The 18,188-nt window shown below is 27.6% G+C and carries 16 protein-coding genes, 1 pseudogene and 1 riboswitch; of the genes and pseudogenes, 15 read left to right on the top strand and 2 right to left on the bottom strand.

The genetic code is table 11. The features are described 5' to 3' along the window. Positions 1–242 precede the first annotated feature (242 nt). Positions 243–1,112 (top strand): RluA family pseudouridine synthase, encoded by an 870-nt coding sequence (locus H5J23_RS12870; protein ID WP_023049642.1) that lies wholly within the window; start codon positions 243–245, stop codon positions 1,110–1,112. 1 nt (position 1,113) lies between these two features. Next, the gene (locus H5J23_RS12865; protein WP_185892645.1) at positions 1,114–1,623 is read left to right on the top strand and encodes an NUDIX hydrolase; all 510 of its coding nucleotides are present in this window, start codon (positions 1,114–1,116) and stop codon (positions 1,621–1,623) included. A 43-nt stretch (positions 1,624–1,666) separates the two neighbouring features. On the opposite strand, the gene H5J23_RS12860 is transcribed toward H5J23_RS12865, so the two are convergent. After that, positions 1,667–3,067, bottom strand: a complete 1,401-nt coding sequence (locus H5J23_RS12860) for a PLP-dependent aminotransferase family protein (protein ID WP_185892643.1) — start codon at positions 3,065–3,067, stop codon at positions 1,667–1,669. A 104-nt stretch (positions 3,068–3,171) separates the two neighbouring features. On the opposite strand from H5J23_RS12860, the gene H5J23_RS12855 reads away from it, so the two are divergent. Continuing rightward, positions 3,172–4,629: an ABC transporter substrate-binding protein gene (locus H5J23_RS12855; RefSeq protein WP_185892641.1), complete on the top strand. Its 1,458-nt coding sequence runs from the start codon at positions 3,172–3,174 to the stop codon at positions 4,627–4,629. 68 nt (positions 4,630–4,697) lie between these two features. After that, complete coding sequence (locus H5J23_RS12850) at positions 4,698–5,486, top strand: Cof-type HAD-IIB family hydrolase (protein ID WP_023049638.1); 789 nt, start codon at positions 4,698–4,700, stop codon at positions 5,484–5,486. 25 nt (positions 5,487–5,511) lie between these two features. Here the strand turns inward: H5J23_RS12850 and H5J23_RS12845 are convergent, their stop codons facing one another. After that, positions 5,512–5,922, bottom strand: coding sequence for a hypothetical protein (locus tag H5J23_RS12845; RefSeq protein WP_185892639.1), 411 nt, complete (start codon positions 5,920–5,922; stop codon positions 5,512–5,514). A 151-nt stretch (positions 5,923–6,073) separates the two neighbouring features. Between H5J23_RS12845 and H5J23_RS12840 the strand changes: the two genes are divergently transcribed. From H5J23_RS12840 to H5J23_RS12785, 11 genes and pseudogenes are all read left to right on the top strand, one after another. Continuing rightward, a complete protein-coding gene (locus tag H5J23_RS12840) occupies positions 6,074–7,069 on the top strand; it encodes a substrate-binding domain-containing protein (protein WP_185892637.1) in 996 nt (331 codons plus the stop codon). 53 nt (positions 7,070–7,122) lie between these two features. After that, positions 7,123–8,109, top strand: coding sequence for a sialic acid TRAP transporter substrate-binding protein SiaP (locus H5J23_RS12835; protein WP_023049635.1), 987 nt, complete (start codon positions 7,123–7,125; stop codon positions 8,107–8,109). Positions 8,110–8,133: 24 nt separating this feature from the next. Next, positions 8,134–9,938 (top strand): annotated as a pseudogene (locus H5J23_RS12825) (TRAP transporter large permease subunit). A gap of 6 nt (positions 9,939–9,944) precedes the next feature. Further along, positions 9,945–10,895, top strand: coding sequence for an acetylxylan esterase (locus H5J23_RS12820; protein WP_185892635.1), 951 nt, complete (start codon positions 9,945–9,947; stop codon positions 10,893–10,895). Between the two features lie 17 nt (positions 10,896–10,912). Continuing rightward, positions 10,913–11,782 carry an N-acetylneuraminate lyase gene (locus H5J23_RS12815; protein WP_040406735.1) on the top strand — a complete coding sequence of 290 codons (870 nt, stop codon included), beginning with the start codon at positions 10,913–10,915 and terminating at the stop codon, positions 11,780–11,782. 10 nt (positions 11,783–11,792) lie between these two features. Continuing rightward, positions 11,793–12,692 carry an ROK family protein gene (locus H5J23_RS12810; protein ID WP_023049630.1) on the top strand — a complete coding sequence of 300 codons (900 nt, stop codon included), beginning with the start codon at positions 11,793–11,795 and terminating at the stop codon, positions 12,690–12,692. 169 nt (positions 12,693–12,861) lie between these two features. After that, positions 12,862–12,961: riboswitch (glycine riboswitch) on the top strand. A gap of 126 nt (positions 12,962–13,087) precedes the next feature. Continuing rightward, a complete protein-coding gene (locus tag H5J23_RS12805) occupies positions 13,088–14,461 on the top strand; it encodes a sodium:alanine symporter family protein (RefSeq protein ID WP_023049629.1) in 1,374 nt (457 codons plus the stop codon). 123 nt (positions 14,462–14,584) lie between these two features. Beyond that, the gene (locus H5J23_RS12800) at positions 14,585–14,890 is read left to right on the top strand and encodes an FMN-binding protein (protein WP_023049628.1); all 306 of its coding nucleotides are present in this window, start codon (positions 14,585–14,587) and stop codon (positions 14,888–14,890) included. A 67-nt stretch (positions 14,891–14,957) separates the two neighbouring features. Then, complete coding sequence (locus H5J23_RS12795) at positions 14,958–16,148, top strand: hypothetical protein (RefSeq protein WP_185892633.1); 1,191 nt, start codon at positions 14,958–14,960, stop codon at positions 16,146–16,148. 55 nt (positions 16,149–16,203) lie between these two features. Continuing rightward, on the top strand, positions 16,204–16,860 hold the full coding sequence (locus H5J23_RS12790) for a response regulator transcription factor (RefSeq protein WP_185892631.1): 657 nt from the start codon (positions 16,204–16,206) through the stop codon (positions 16,858–16,860). Next, positions 16,847–18,163: a HAMP domain-containing sensor histidine kinase gene (locus H5J23_RS12785; RefSeq protein ID WP_185892629.1), complete on the top strand. Its 1,317-nt coding sequence runs from the start codon at positions 16,847–16,849 to the stop codon at positions 18,161–18,163. Before H5J23_RS12790 ends, H5J23_RS12785 begins: the two co-directional genes overlap by 14 nt. The last annotated feature ends 25 nt before the right edge of the window (positions 18,164–18,188 follow it).

Here is an 18,188-nt window from a genome sequence, read left to right as displayed (position 1 = left end):
AACACGACAAATTGTCGCAATAAAATTAAAACACGACAAATTGTCGCAATAAAATTAAAACACGACAAATTGTCGCAATAAAATTAAAACACGACAAATTGTCGCAATAAAATTAAAACACGACAAATTGTCGCAATAAAATTAAAACACGACAAATTGTCGCAATAAAATTAAAACACGACAAATTGTCGCAATAAAATTAAACATATGTTATAATAGAAATAAAAAAAGAGGTAATTATAATGAAATTTAAAGTAACTGAAAAAAGTGAATTGATGAATTTTTTAATAGATAATTTATCAAAACAAAGTAAAAATAATATAAAAACACTTTTATCAAAAGAACAAGTTGGAGTAAATGGAAAAATAGAAAGACAATTTAATTTAATCTTAAGTCCTGGAGACGAAGTTACAATAAATTGGAATAAAAATAGAAACGATAAAACACCAAAAGGAATAAAAATTTTATTTGAAGATAATGATATAGTTGTAATAGAAAAAGAAGAAGGATTATTATCAATATCAACAGATAAAAAAAGTAATGAAAGAACTGCATATAAACTTTTAATGGATTATATGAAATCAAAGGATAAGAAGGAAAGAATATTTATTGTTCATAGATTAGACAAAGATACATCAGGTGTAATGATTTTTGCTAAATCAGAAAAAATTAAAACAGAACTTCAAGATAATTGGGATACTCTTGTTTTAGAAAGAGAGTATGCAGTTATAGTTGAAGGTGTTGTTAAAGAGAAAAAAGGACAAATTAAATCATACCTAAAAGACAATAAAGCCTTTGTAACTTATTCAGTAAAAGATGATAAAACTGGTGGAAAATTAGCGATTACAAATTATAAAGTTGAAAAAGTAAAAGGGAAATATACATATTTAAAAGCTTCTTTAGAAACTGGAAGAAAAAATCAAATCAGAGTGCATATGAGTGATATAGGTCACCCGGTAGTTGGTGATAAAAAGTATGGAGCACAAACAAACATTCTAAAAAGACTAGGACTACATGCGTATACATTAAAAATAAAGCATCCTGTAACAAACAAAGAGATGAGTTTTGTATCACCAACTCCAAAAGAGTTTGCTAGAATTATAGGAGAGTAATATGAAAATAAACGATTTAAGATTTTTAAAAGTGAAAATAGAGAAGCATCCAACAAGAGATATTCAATTAGAGTTTTTAGATAAACCTAATGCTATTGCAGCTTTAATTTTGAATTTTAAAGAGGATAAAGTTTTATTAGTAGAACAATATAGACCAGGAGTTTCTAGTAAACTTTTAGAAATACCAGCAGGAATAATTGAAAACAACGAAAATCCAATAGAAACTTTAGCAAGAGAAGTTAGAGAAGAAACAGGATATATGTTTGAAAGTTTCGAAGTTATATATGCTCCTAAAATTCCATTAATTCTTTCTCCAGGATACACTTCTGAAGAGTTATATGTATATATATTAAAGCTAAAAACAGAAAAAGAAAAAACTTATGAAAAACAATTAGATGAAGGTGAAGATTTAGAAGTGGTTTGGGAAAATCTTGAAAAAGTAGAAAATATAACAAATGATTTCAAAACACACTATGCAATAACAATGTATAAAAATTTAATAAAGAAATAAAAAAACATCAAAGGTAATAAAATAAAATTACCTTTGATGTTTTTTATATATCTAAATTTATAAAAAATTCAATAGTTTCTTTTAGAAGAGAAATTCCAGAATTTATATCTTTTTCATTAATTCTTGAAAAATTTAATTTTATGAAATTATCAAAACCATAATTACTACCAGGAACTATTCCAACATTATTAATTAATAATTTATTATAAACGCTTAGAGAAGAAATATGTTTTGGTAATTTTATCCAAATAGAGCAACCACCGGACGGAATTATAAAACTAATATTGGGAATTTTTTTGAGTTCTTCTACAATAGAATCTTGGATAAATTTGAAATTTTTTCGACAAAGACTCATGTGTTTTTCAATTAATCCTTTTTCTAAAAGAAGAGCAAATGATTTTTGATATAAAGTAGAGGTACTAGAATCAGATAGTATTTTGTTGTTTAAAAAAGGTGTTAAAAGTTTTTGAGGAACGAGAATAAATCCTAATCTAAATCCAGGCATAAATATTTTAGAAAAACTTTTAATGTAAATAACACGATCATCTACATCTAATACTTTTAAAGGTATAGGTGTCCTATCGGAATAATATAAATCAGAGGCAGAATCATCTTCAATTATATAAAAGTCAAATTCCTTTGAAAGTTCTAAAAGTTGTAATCTTTTTTTTTGAGAAATATTAACACCAGTAGGTGTTTGAAAATTGGCCATAAGATAAATAAATTTTATTTTAGTTTCTAAAAGTAATTGTTTTAATTGAGAAATATTAAGACCATCGTTTTCGACATCAATAGGATGTATAATAAAATCTTGATTTTTAAAAGACTTTAAAGCACCTAAGTAAGTTGGGTTTTCAATGGCTATATGAGCCTTAGAAAAACCTAAAGTTTTAGAAATTAAATCTATTCCTTGTTGTGCTCCTGAAAGTATATGAATATTTTCGGTATTACACATAATTTCTAGGTTAATTAAAGAATTTTTGATGGATTCCCGTAGTTCAAAACTTCCAAAAGGTCCCTCATTAATTAATGCAAGTTCTTGATCTCTATCCAAGATATAGTTAATAGCATATTTAATATCGTTAACTGGAAGATAACTATAATTAGGTGTAGAATTTATAAAATCAATTTTTAAAGTTTTTATTATACTAAAATTATCATCATTTTCTAAATTTAAAGAAGAGATGTTTTTTTCAGAAAAAATATTTTTATTAATAAAAACACCACTTCCTTTAATAGTTTTTACATAGTTAATTTTTTCTAATTCTAAATAAGATTTTGCGACAGTATTAGAACTAATATTTAAAAAATTAGCTACTTTTCTAATTGAGGGAAGTTTATAGGAAATTTCTCTTTTTTCAATCTTATCTTTTAAAAAGATATAAAGAGGAATATATATAAAATTTTCATTTTCAACTTTAAAGTTTTTAAAAAGAATATTCATTGAGCCTCCTAAAGTGTAGTAATACAATTTGAGATATTATTTTGAAAAAAATAAATAAATATGTCATACTGATAAAAGTATAGCATAAATAGAAGGGGGATAAAATGAAAAGTTTTTTAAAAATATGTACTATATTTATTTTGTTATTAAATACAGTATTGGGAAATCCAGAAAAAAAAATTGTGAAAATAGGGTTAGGTTATAGTGGGAGATCATATGATCCACATAAACATACAGATAGTTCTACCTTAGCTATAACTAAGCAAATTTACAATAATTTATTTATTCTTGATAATGAAAATGAAGTAAAAGGTGAATTAATAGAAAATTATTCAATAAAAAATAATACAATAGAAATGGACTTAAAAAGAGGTATTTTATTTCAAGATGGTGAAGAATTAAACTCTGAAATTGTAAAAAAGAGTTTAGAAAGAAATAAGAGTATACCTGTTACTAAGGTATTGGTCGATCCTATTGAAAAACTAGAAGTTATAGATAAATATAAATTAAGAATAATATGTACAACAAATGTGGACATATTATTACATAATTTAACTCATTCATCTATGGCAATAGTCAAAGAGGATAAGAATAAAAAACTAGTTGGAACAGGAGCATTTAAACTTTTAGAATGGGGAACTGGACAAAAAGTAATTTTAGAAAAAAATGATAATTACTTCAAGGGAAGTCCGAAGATAGATATATTAGAATTTTTAACGATTCCAGAAGCACCTAATAGATATATAGCGTTAGAAACAAATGAAATACAAATAGCATATGATATATCATCTATAGATGTAAAAGCTTTTAAAAATTCAAAAGATTTAGAAATATTAAACAAATTATCTTATGGAACAGATTTTTTATCCATTAACACTGAGAAAGCTCCATTAAATGATAAAAGACTAAGACAAGCAATAAGTTATGCAATAGATAAAGATTCTATAAATGAAGTTATATTTGAAAATACATCAAAAGTGGCCAATTCTATAATAACTCCAAATACTTTTGGATATTCAAATAAAGAAGAAAAAAAATATAATTTAGAAAAAGCAAAAAAAATAATGAAGGACTATAAAACTCCGATAGAAATAGAACTATGGATATATGAAGATACAAGTAAATATCAAATGGCTCAAATAATACAAGCAAATTTAAAAGAGATTGGAATTGATGTAAAAATTCAAACATTGGAATTATCATCTTTTTTACAATTAACAGCTCAAGGAAAGCATAATGCTTTAATAGGACTTTGGTATACAAGTACAGGAGATGCAGATTATGGATATTATCCGTTACTTCATAACAATTCTAGAGGTGGAGTTGGAAATAGAAGTTTTTATAATAATCAAAGAGTAAATACATTATTAGATGAAGCAAGAAAAGAACCAGTAAAAGAGAAAAGAAAAGAAAAATATGAAGAGATACAAGAGATTATTTTAGATGAAAATCCGATAATACCAATAGTTTATAAAACATATAATATAGGAATAAATAAAAATATAAAAGGTTTTAAATTTAACCCAAATGGAAATCACATATTAGAAAATATTGAATATTAAAGTAAAGAGGAGAATTTCTCCTCTTTTTTTGTTATAATATATTATATAAAATGGGAGGTATAGGATAAATGATAAAATCGGTAGCATTAGATTTAGATGGAACTTTACTAAATTCTAAAAAAGAGATTAGCAATCAAAATATATCTATTCTAAGAGAGTTATATAAAAAAGGAGTAGAGATTTTTATAGTTACAGGAAGATCGTACAGTGCAACAAAAGAAATTTTAAAAAAATTAGAGTTACCAATTATAGTAATTTGTTATAATGGTGCAAAAGTTATAGATACAAAAAATGAGAGTATTTTATTAGAAGAACCACTTTCAGAAGATATAGTTAAAGTATTGATAGAAATTTCTAGAAAAAATAATATTCATTTAAATTTATATCAAGATGAAAATTGGTTTGTTGAAGATAAAAAAAATTGGCAAACAGAATATTACAAAAATAATATAGGAATAGATGCAGTTGAAAAAAACTTTAATAATTTTACAAGTTTATTAATGACAAAAGCATTATTTATAGATGAACGATGTAATTTAGAAAAAATAGAAAAAGAAATTAAAGAGAAACTAAGAGATATAGTGCATTTAACATATTCACAAGAGAGATATTTAGAAATTTTAAATAAAAAAGTTAATAAGGGAAAAAGTTTAGAAAAAATCTTACAATTAAAGAATCTAACTTTAGATACGTGTGTTGCCTTCGGAGATGCAAACAATGACAAAGAAATGCTAGAAATGGTTGGATATGGAGTTGTTATGAAAAATGGAGAAGAAGATTTAAAAAAAGATGCAAAATATTTAACAGATTCAAATGATAATGATGGAGTGTACAAATTTTTAGTACAAAAAATATGAAAAAGTGGGATATTTCCCACTTTTTTTATAAATCTTCTGAAATAGCCCAAGATATTTGATCTCTCATTTGAGCAAAGTTTTTTAAATGTTTTAACTCAACCATTTCACCAAAAAGTTTTAATTGAAAGTTTCCAATTAAACTTAGATTTTCTTTAAGATCAACACTTCTTCTTCCATAAGTAAGACCTCTTTTTTCAACATCGTCACCAATACGAACTAAAAGCATACCTTTGTTAAAACCTAAAATTTCAACTTCTCTTACTCTATCGTAAAATTCACCTTCAATTCTTCTTTCTTTTCTAGCTTCAGCATTTACTCTTTTGTTTTCAGCTCTTCTTCTATCTTCTTTAGCTTTAACAATTCTTTTTGCTTTTTTCATATTTTTTAGTTCATTATATTCTGTACCTTTTGGTTTAGTTTTACTAATAATTTTCATAAACTCTCCTTTCAAACTTTCTTTTATCATAATATTATAAAGGCTTTTACACTTTTTTACAAGAATAATTAAAAAAATATTTGACAAATACCAAAAAATGTTATATTAATTTATTAACGAACATGTTCACGAGAACAAAGGTAGGTGTAAAGTGGTTACTCAAGCAGAGTTAGCTAAAATATTAGGAATAACAAGAACAACAGTAGCAAGAGCTTTAAACGGGAGTAAAAACATAAAGGTAGAAACAAAAGAAAGAATATTAAAGTTGGCAAATGAAATGGGGTATGAAAAAAACTACTTGGGGAGTTCGTTGGCTATAAAAGAAAAAAAAACAATAGTAGCTATTATAGTAAGATCAATTAATGAAGAATATTCTAAGCAATTGAAAAGTGGATTGAAAGATTTTCAAGAAGAAGTAAAAGCATACGGAATAAAAATCAAAGTTCTAGAAGTTGATATAAATGATAGTGAAGGTCAAATTGAACTTTTAAAAAAATCTTTAGAAAAAAGAATTCATGGATTAATAATAATCCCACTAGATAGAGATAAAATAATTAAAATATTACAACCAATAAAAAATGATTTAAAAATTGTATCCATAGGAAAACAGCTTTTTGAAGAAGATACATATATAGATTCAAAGTATGAGAAGTCTGGAAGAATAGCAGCAGATGTTTTATCAAATATAGTTAAAATTGATAAAAAAATATTAGTTATAGATGCAGGAGATGATTTGATATCATCAAGAAAATATTTAAAAGGCGTTTCAGAAAAATTAAAAGAATTAGATAGAAAGTTTCAAGGACCAATAAAAATAAAAAAATTATTGGAAGATAAAAGTCAAATTTTAAATTACCTTTCAAATGATATAGAAGGAATATATATAAATAGATATGCTCCAGAAGTAATCGAATATCTTGGGGAGATAGGGAAAGATAATTATAAGTTTGTAACAAACGGTTTTAATGAGAAAATACGGGGACTAATTGAAAATGATAAAGTTGTAGCAACAGTATCAGAAGATTTCTATAACCAAGGATACATAGCAGGAAAGAAAATTTTTGAAGCATTATATAAAACAAGTTTAAAAAGATCTCATGAATATCAAACTAAAATAGATATACTTTTTAAAGAGAGTTTGAATTAAAATTTGAGATTATTATATAAAATCAAAAGTAAATTCTAAGGGAGGAAATTTCAATGAAAAGAGTGTTAAAAGTAGCTGGATTAACGTTAGTATTTGGGATGGTAGCATTTGGGGCAAACGAAAAGGTTTATAAATTAAAAATGGGATTAGTAGCAAACACAAGTTCAAATGAGTACAAAGCAGCGGAATATTTAGCAAATAATTTAAAAGAAAAATCAAACGGTCAAATTGTAGTAGAATTATATCCAGGAGCTCAACTTGGAGACGATAGATCAATGTTAGAACAATTATCAGCAGGAGTTTTAGATATGGGATTTGCTGAGATTGGAAGATTTAATATATTTTTTCCAGAAGCTCAAGTTTATTCGTTACCATATGTAATTCAAGATTTTGATCATATGAAAAAAGCAACATTTGATACAGAGTTTGGAAAAAATTTACAAAAGAAAATAAATGATAACTTAAACATAGAGATTTTATCTCAAGCTTATAATGGTACGAGACAAACAACAACAAATAGGCCAATAAATGCGATTGAAGATATGAAGGGATTAAAATTAAGAGTTCCTAAAGCTGACGCAAACTTAGAATATGCTAAAAATACAGGAGCATCTCCAACACCAATGGCATTTTCAGAAGTATATTTAGCACTGCAAACAAATTCAGTTGATGGTCAAGAAAATCCATTATCAGCAATTAGAGCTCAAAAGTTCTACGAAGTTCAAAAATATTTAGCAATGACAAATCATATATTAAACGATCAACTATATTTAATTAGTAACTCAAGTATGAAAAAATTACCAAAAAACTTACAAGAATTAGTAAAACAAGAATCAGAGTTAGCAGCACAATATCATACAAAGCTATTTGTGGATGAAGAAGCAGGATTAATCGATTTCTTTAAAGAACAAGGAGTTACAGTTACAAATCCTAATTTAGATCCATTTAGAACTGCAATGCAACCATTTTATGAAGTTTATATGAAGAATAATGGAAAAGTTGGTAAAGCAGGATTAGAAGAGATTATAGCAGTTAAATAGAGAGTGATAGTATAGGAGTTGGATATGAATATAAAACGAATTTTGAATAACTTAGAGGAAATTATAGGAGCTATACTTTTCATAATGATGTTTGCAATACTTGTAGCTCAAATTGTTTTTAGACAAATATTTGATTCTCCTCTAGTTTGGAGTGAAGAGTTAGCTATCTTATTATTTACATACGTAGGAATGTTAGGAGTTAGTATAGGGGTAAAATATAGACAGCATGTATTTATAGATTTTCTATATAATAAATTTTCAGGAAAAGGACTGAAAATAGCTAATACATTTATTCAGTCTGTTGTTTTTATATCGTTAATTGCAATGATTCAAATAGGTTATAAATTATTTTTAAGAAAAAAAATATTCCAATTAATTGCATTAAAAATATCTGCAGGTTGGATGTATGTAGCTCTTCCTTTAATAGCAACATTGATGTTAATACGATTTTTTCAGGTTCTTAGAGAAGACTATAAAGAGGGAAAATTTATTATTTCTCCTAAACATGTAGAGACTGAAAGTGATGAAAAGGTGGTGAGTAAAGAATGTTAACATTAGTAACATTTTTATCGTGGTTTGGGTTAATATTCGTTGGGGTTCCTGTTGGATTCTCATTAGTATTTGCCACATTATTATTCTTTGCACTTACAGATTGGAATGTAGTTTATTTTGTAGGTTCACTTTTAGTTGACAGTTTAGATAGTTTTAGTCTATTAAGTGTTCCATTCTTTGTTTTAACTGGAGTCTTAATGAATAGCTCTGGAATAACAGAGAGAATATTTAGATTTGCTAAGGCTTTATTGGGACATTACACAGGTGGTATGGGGCATGTAAATATATTTGCAAGCCTAATATTTTCAGGAATGTCAGGATCTGCTCTAGCTGATGCAGGAGGGTTAGGACAACTTGAAATAAAAGCAATGAGAGATGAAGGATACGATGATGATTTATGTGGAGGATTAACAGCAGCCTCATGTATAATTGGACCACTAGTTCCTCCAAGTATAACAATGATTATATATGGAGTTATAGCAGATCAATCTATTGCAAGATTATTTTTAGGTGGATTTGTTCCTGGAATAATTTTAACTTTTGCTCTTATGATAATGAACTATTTTATTTGTAAAAAAAGAGGCTACAAAAGAGCTCCTAAAGCAACGATGCAAGAAAGATGGATATCTTTTAAAGAGTCATTTTGGGCATTATTGACACCATTTATAATAATAGGTGGAATTTTCTCAGGATATTTTACACCAACAGAAGCGGCGGTAATAGCAACTTGTTATTCAATGGGATTAGGATTCTTTGTATATAAAGAGTTGACTGTGAAAGGTTTTGTAAAAGATGTTATAGAAACTATAAAAATAAGTGGTGTAACAGTTCTAATGATTATGGGAGTTACTTTCTTTGGTCAAGTTATAGCAAGAGAACAGATTTCAATGAAAATAGCTGAAGTATTTTTAACATTTGGAAAATCTCCATTGATGGTTTTAGTAATGATAAATTTACTACTAATTTTCTTAGGAACATTTATAGAAGCGTTAGCTTTACAAGTTTTAGTTCTTCCAATGTTAATACCAGTGGTAGTTCAATTTGGAATAGATCCAGTATTCTTTGGAGTTTTAAGTACTTTAAATTTAATGATAGGAATTTTAACACCTCCAATGGGAATGGCTTTATTTGTTGTTTCAAGAGTTGGAAAAATACCTGTCAGTACGATAACCCGAGGAGTAATTCCATTATTAATACCAATAATATTAACATTAGTTTTATTAACAATATTTCCACAGATTGTTTTATTTGTACCTAACTTGATATTAGGAGCTTGATAGAGTATGCCTAATATTGATTTGCCATTAGATGAATTAAAAAAATATAGAGGAACCAATCCAACTCCTTTAAATATGTTTGAATTTTGGCAAGAATCATTAGATGATTTGAGAGAAACTGAAGCAGGGGTAGTAATTACTCCTGCAGAGTTTCAAACACCATTATGTGATTGTTATGATTTAACATTTAAAGGAATTGATAATGAAAAAATTTATGTAAAAATGCTATTGCCTAAAAATATATCAAAGCCAGTACCAGCACTAGTAGAATTTCATGGATATGGAGGTAATGGTGGAGATTGGTCTAAAAGAATGGTATACCCAGCATCAGGAATTGCTTATTTTGCTATGGATTGTAGAGATCAAATGGGAAAAAGTGGCGATGAATACTTTAGAACTGGAAATTTAGTTCGAGGTTTGTTAGAGGGACCTAAAAAAAGTTACTATAGAAAAGTTTATTTAGATGCAGTGAGGTTATTAGATATTATTTTTCAAATGAAAGATATTGATAAAACACGTATATCAACTTTAGGTTATTCCCAAGGTGGAGCAATCTCTTTAGTTTCAGCAGCTTTAGAAAATAAGGTATTTAAAGTATTTGCAATTTATCCATATTTATCAGATTTTAAGAGAGTTTGGAATTTAGATTTAGGAGATTTTGCATATCAGGAATTAAGAGATTTTTTTAGATGGTATGATCCACAACATAAAAATGAAAACAAGTTCTTTGAAACACTAGGATATATAGATGTAAAAAATTTTGTAGAAAATATAAAGGGAGAGGTGACAATGGTAACTGGATTAATGGATAGAGTATGCCCACCATCAACACAATTTGCAGTTTATAATAATATAAAAAGTAAAAAAGAGCATATTATTTATCCAGATTTTGGTCACGAGAACATTAACGGACTAGAGGATCTAATTTATCAGTGGGCCTTAAACTTATTAAAATAAAAAACTTGGAGGAAAAAATGAAAGGTATTTATTCAGCATTACTAATCTCTTTTGACGAAAATGGAAACTTAGATGAAAAAGGAACAAGAAATATTGTAAGATACAATATTGATGAAATGAAAGTGGATGGATTATATGTAGGTGGAAGTACTGGTGAAAACTTTATGATTTCAACAGAAATGAAGAAAAGAATTTTTGAAATTGTAAAAGATGAGGCTAAAGATGATGTAAAATTAATTGCACAAGTAGGATCAATTAATTTATACGAAGCTGTTGAGTTAGGGAAATATGCAACTGAATTAGGATATGATTCATTATCAGCAGTAACACCATTTTATTATAAATTTGATTTTGAAGAGATTAAAAATTACTATATGACAATAGTAAATGAAACTAACAACAATATGATAATCTATTCAATTCCTTTTTTAACTGGAGTTAATATGAATGTTGAGCAATTTGGAGAGTTACTTTGTCACGATAAAATTATTGGAATTAAATTTACAGCAGGAGATTTCTACCTTCTAGAGAGAGTTAGAAAAGCTTTCCCTCATAAATTAATCTATGCAGGATTCGATGAGATGTTATTACCAGCAGTGGCATTAGGTGTAGATGGAGCAATAGGAAGTACATATAATGTGACAGGAAAGATAGCTAGAGAAGTTTTTGATGCAACAAAAGCGGGAGATTTAGTTACTGCAAGAGAAAGACAAACTTATTTAAATGATATAATCGAAGCAATTTTAGGAAATGGACTTTATCAAACAATAAAGGAAATTTTAAAGTTAAAAGGTGTGGATGCAATAGGATATTGTAGATTACCAATGAAAAAATTATCAACAAAAAAAATAGAAGCAGCAAAAGAGATTGGAAGAAACTTTTTATAGGAGATAATTAATGAATATAATAGCCATAGACATTGGAGGAACAGAGATAAAATATGGCTTAGTTAGTTTAAGAGGGGAAGTTATATTCTCCTCTTCTTTACTAACTGAGGCTTCAAAAGGTGTAGAGCAATTATTAGAAAAAATTTATAAGATAATTGAAGAACTAAAAAATGAGAAAACTATAGGAATAGGAGTATCTGCTACAGGACAAATAGATGGAAGAATAGGAAAAGTTGTAGGTGGAACAAACTTAATTCCAGGATGGATAGGAACAAATTTAGTAGAAATATTGGAGAAAAAATATAGAATTCCAGCAGTTTTAGAAAATGATGTAAATTGTGCTGCATTAGGTGAAATGTGGATGGGAGCAGCAAAGGGAAAAGAAAACTTTCTATGTCTCACAATAGGAACAGGAATAGGTGGAGGTATAGTTTTAAAAGGTGAGCTTTTAAGAGGAGAAAGTAGTGTTGCAGCAGAATTTGGTCACATACAGATTGTAAAAAATGGAGTCCAATGTGGCTGTGGAAGCAAAGGGTGTTATCAAAGTTATGCATCAATGACAGCACTTTTAAGATTAGCAGAAGAAAAAATTGGGAAAAAATTAAATGGAAAAGAAATCTTTAATGAAGTTCATAAGAATAACATAAAATATAAAGAAGTTGTTGATGAATGGGCTGACTATTTTACTGATGGATTAGCAACTTTAATCTATATATTTAATCCTTCACTTATTGTAGTTGGAGGTGGAGTATCTAAACAAGGTAGTTTTTTAAAAGAAATTTTTCAAAAGAGTTTAGAAAAAAAAGTAATGAAAAATTATTTAGAGATTCTTGAAATAAAAATGGCTGAAAGAGGCAATGATGCAGGAATGTTAGGAGCTTCATATTTACTTTTAGAAAAAATAAAATAAAAAATTTCAAAAAAACTATTGACAAAAAAAACTTTTCATTTTACAATTAATCTCATATAACAGTAAAAAAATTGAATAGAAAATCGGATGAAGGTATAGGGAGAGCGCCAAATTGGCCACCGAAGAAGTGAATCTTTCAGGTTAGTTGAAAAACTTGAGGACCTATACTGGACGAGCCTCTGGAGAGACTCTATGAGCACCGAAGGAGCAAACCCAAATATAATTTGTATTTGGACTAAACTCTCAGGTAAAAGGACAGAGGAATTATGCAATAAAAGTTTTTTTGTATTAAACTATTTTTTGTGTATAATTCTTTTTTAATTCCAGAAGGTATTTTTTGAAATACCTTCTTTTTTTATTCAATTTTGCATTTAAAAAAATAGGAGGAAATTAAAATGCAAGATTTCGTAATGAGTATTAATAGTTTTTTATGGGGAAATTTTTTGATTATTTTGTTAATGGGAACAGGAATATATTTTACTTTAAAGTTAAATTTTATTCAGATTAGAAAATTTGGAGAAGGAATAAAGCATGTAACTGGATCAATAAATTTAAATGGAAAAGCAGCAGATAAAAATGGTATGTCATCATTCCAAGCTTTAGCTACAGCGGTGGCAGCTCAAGTTGGAACAGGAAACTTAGCAGGAGCAGCAACAGCAATAGCCTCAGGAGGACCTGGAGCAATATTTTGGATGTGGGCAAGTGCATTCTTTGGTATGGCAACAGTTTATGTAGAAGCAATATTAGGACAAGTTTTCAAAAGAAGAGTAGATGGTCAAATAACAGGGGGGCCAGCATACTATATTGAAAATTCTATTAAAAATAAAAAAATTGCAAAAGGATTATCATATTTCTTTGCAGTAGCTTGTATAGCAGCTTTGGGGTTAATGGGAAATGCAGTTCAAGCAAATTCGATATCAGCAGCTTTTAATAAAGCTTTTGGTGTCTCACCAGCTCTTGTTGGAATTGTTGTATCTGTTTTAGCAGGATTTGTTTTCTTTGGAGGAATAAAAAGAATAGCTTCTGTTACTGAGAAAATAGTACCTATCATGGCTGGATTATATATAGCAGCATGTATTGTAATAATAGTAATAAATTATCAAGAAGTAATTCCAGCTATAACATCGATTTTCTATTCAGCGTTTAATCCTCAAGCAGCACTTGGAGGAGCTATGGGAGTGACAGTGAAGCAAGCAGTAAGATATGGAGTTGCAAGAGGGTTATTTTCAAATGAAGCTGGAATGGGGTCAACACCACATGCTCATGCAATAGCAAAAGTATCACATCCAGGGGAACAAGGAATTGTGGCAGTAATAACTGTATTTATAGATACTTTCGTAGTATTAACAGGAACAGCACTTGTAATTCTAACATCAAAAATTTCATTGACATCAGGAGCAGGAATTGTATTAACTCAAGGAGCATTTAGCGCAACGTTAGGAGTATTTGGAGATACGTTTATCGCAATCTGTTTATTATTCTTTGCTTTTTCTACAATTGTGGGATGGTATTTCTTTGGAGAAGCTAATGTTAGATATATCTTTAAAAGTAAAAAATCAGTTAATGTATATAGAGCAATAGTTATGATAATGATTGTTATAGGATCAATGATGAAAGTTGAATTAGTATGGGAATTAGCTGATATGTTTAATGGAATGATGGTTTTACCAAATCTAATAGCACTTTTATCACTTGGTAAATATGCTAGAAGTGCAATGAAAGAGTATGATAAAATTCCTGAAGAGAAGGTAGAAGAAATTATAGCTTAAAAATTGAGTGAAAAATGAGAAAAAAGTGATTAAAATTAGTATTAAGTGTATTTTTTTATTGACATAAAATAGTAGTATACAGTATAATTCATATAAGATTATTAATTAAGAAGGGTGGATTATATGAAAAAATTTATAATGTCAATGTTGGTAGTTTTATCAGCAGTAGCTTTTGGAGCTGAAGTAAAAGAAGGAACTGGATTAGGATATGCAGATGATATAAAAGTGGCAGTAACAATGGATGGAGACAAAATTGTTGCAATCGAAGTAAAAGAGAATAGCGACACTCCAGGAATTGCAAATCCAGCAATTGAGCAATTAACAAAGAAGGTTATAGAGGCACAATCATCTCAAGTAGATACAGTAGCAGGAGCTACATATACTTCTGAGGGATTCTTAGAAGCAGTAAATAACGCAACAGGAAAGTAATTGATTAATTAACAAAGCTGAGATTAATATCTCAGCTTTTTTTTATAAAAAATTCAGGGGAGAGAACATGAAAAGAAGTACATTAGTAATTTTAGGTACAGTAGCATTATCAGTTTTAAGTTTTTCACAAGAGGGAATGGGAAGAAATAACAAAAAAAGCAGAGTAGATTATTCTAAAGAAAACTTAGTAGGAGTAGATACATATAGTTTTCATGAAGAGGAGAGATTAAAAAATAGTGGTTCAACAGGATTTTTAGAAATTGGAATGGATACAATGATTTTTGAAAGATCAGTGGATGAAAAAAATAGAGTAGAACCATATTTAGGATTTGAATTTTTTCCTTTTGAAAATTCAAATTTTTATATAGATGGAAAAACATCATATAGACATGAGTATAGTAGTTCAGAAAAAAGATATAATAAAACAATGGTAGAACTTTATGGAGGATCTGTATATAGAAATGGAAAATTTTTCTTGAACTATAAACTAGGGGTTAGACAAGATGAGCTTAAACATACAAAAGTTCAACATTCAACAACACTAAGATTTATTCCAAAAGCAACGTATGATTTTACAGATAAATTTGGATGGTATTTAAAAGGAGCAGTAGGGTATGCAAAGGTTAAAGGAGATGAAAGAGATCAAATAACTCAGGCATTTAACTTGCCATTTCAAAATGAAAATTATGTGAATAAAATAGAAACAGGATTGAGTTATAGAGTAAATAAGACAAAATTATCACTAGGAGTTGTAAATAAATCAAAAGAAGAATACGCTGGTGAAAATATTAGATGGTCTTATTTAGCTAAAGTTGACCATAATTTATATACAACAAAGACTTTACAAGTAAGGCCCTATGTTTGGGGATTTTTAAATCCTGAAGTTGAAACAGGTGGAAATAAAAATAAAACAACATTCCATAATGAATTAGGTGCAATGGTTGGAACAAGAGCTATTTGGAACCCAATGGTTGATTTTTCAATAACAGCTGATGTAGTTTATTTAGCCCAATATAAAAATGTTTCAAACAATGGGCAACCATCTGGTGGAAATAGTAATAGTAAATCAACAGGAAAACCTGGAAGTGGTTCTGGTGGAGGAAACTCTGGTGGAGGAAATGGAGGTGGTTCTGGTTCAGGTAGCGGAGGTGGATCTGGAACAGGACCTGGAAGTGGAACAGGTGGAGGATCAAAAAGCATAAAAAGATCTGTAGAAGAATCTGTAATAATAAGATTAGGATTTAAAAAGTATTTTTAAAAATAGATAAATATTTGATATAATAACCTTAATAAAATATAAGAGGTGTTAGCTTATGAAGAGGTTATTAATTATTGAGGATGAAAAAGAATTGGCTCTCTCTTTAGAGAGTCATTTTTTTAATCTAAATATAGAGATAAAAATTGCTTTGAACGGAGAGATAGGAATAGAGTTTTTTGAAAGTTTTAAACCAGACTTAGTACTTTTAGATGTTAACTTACCATTAAAAAATGGATGGGAAGTTTGTGAATATATTAGAAAAAAATCAGAGATTCCAATAATAATGATGACAGCAAGAGACTCTGAATTAGATGAGATTCATGGATTAGAAATAGGAGCAGATGATTATATTATAAAACCGTTTAGTATAAATGTTCTTTCGACTAAAATAAAAAAATATTTAAAATTAAATATTCAACAAGAGTATCTATATAAAGATATGGAGTATTCTTTTAAAGATGAAATATTAAAAATAAAAAATGAAAGAGTAAATCTTTCAACAAGAGAGCAAAAGTTATTAGAATATTTTATAAAAAATAGAAATAAACCTTTAAGTAGAAATAATATTTTATTGGAGATTTGGGGGATAGATAATGAATTTGATGAGAGAGCCTCAGATACGCTTGTTAAAAGATTAAGAAAAAAACTAGGTGATTATGAGGAGCTAATAGGAACAGTAAGAGGAGTGGGGTATATCTTTGAAGAGAGATAGTTTATCAAAGAAAATTTTTCTGTATTCAGCATTAATAATAGTAATTGCAATGAGTATAAGCTACACTATAAGTGTATTTTTTTTAGAACGTCATTTTATTTCAGAAAGAAAAGAAGAATTTCCTAAAATTGCAAGAGAAGTGGAATATTTAATCTCTAATAGTAAAAATTTAGATTTAGAAAATTATATAAAAAATTTAAAAGAAAAAAAAGATATAACAGTTTTAATTATGGCTGAAGGTGAAAAGAAGTGGATAAATAATAGAGGTGGGAGTGGAAGTGGTTTTTTAATTGAAAATTTAGAGAGTAAAAAGTTTTTTATAAAAAATCAAAGGCTGACAGAAGCTAAAATTTTATTATATAACGAAAAAATTCAAAATAGATGGGTATCTATAAGAACCTCGTTATCCATTTTAAATTACTATAAAAAAGAGATTGGTTATTTTAATTTATTAGGTGCTTTTATAGCAATTTTTATAAGTTTAGTTTTTGGAAAATTATTTTCTAAGAAGTTTGTAAGAGATATAGAAATATTGCAAAATAATACAAAAGAGATATCCAAATTGAATTTTAAATCTAACTTAGAAATAAAAAGAGATGATGAATTAGGTGAGCTTAGCGAAAATATAAAGGTAATGAGTGAAAAATTAGAAATAGCAATCAATGATTTAGAATCATTTGTCTCTAATACATCTCATGAATTAAAAACTCCAATTACAATAATTTCATCTAAAGTTCAAGTTTTAATGAAAAATGAAAATGTAGATTTAGAGACATTAGAAACTTATAAAACTATACTAAGAGAGAGCTATTATACTAAAGAATTAATTTCAAAGCTATTAATTTTATCAAAATTGGATGTTTTAAAAAGTATAAAAAATGAAAAAGTTGAATTAAAAGAGTTGATTCTAAAAATAGTAGAACGTTATGATTATATAGAGCTTTCTAAAAATTTAATTGTCAATTTAGATATAGAGGAAACAAAAGTATGTATAGATAAAGAATTTTTACAAATTGCATTGGAGAATATAATTCAAAATAGTCTAAAGTATTCTGAAGATGATAAAGAGGTAAATATAGAGTTAAAAAATAATATTTTAAAAGTAACAAATAAAATGTTACCAAATAAAAATATGGATTTAGAAAAAATATTTATTCCTTTTAATAGAGGAGAAAACTTTTCAAGAATAGATGGAAATGGTTTGGGCTTAACTTTAGTAAAAAAAATATTTTTATTATTAAATATAAAATATGAAGTTTATATAAAAAATGAAACTTTTAATTTTATAGTTTATTTAAAATAAAAACTCGGAAAATTTTCCGAGTTTT

The organism is Cetobacterium sp. 2G large (genome assembly GCF_014250655.1).
Taxonomy (GTDB): domain Bacteria; phylum Fusobacteriota; class Fusobacteriia; order Fusobacteriales; family Fusobacteriaceae; genus Cetobacterium_A; species Cetobacterium_A somerae.
The sequence above is the reverse complement of the archived record's forward strand: the minus strand, read 5'-3'. Positions and strand labels throughout refer to the sequence as shown.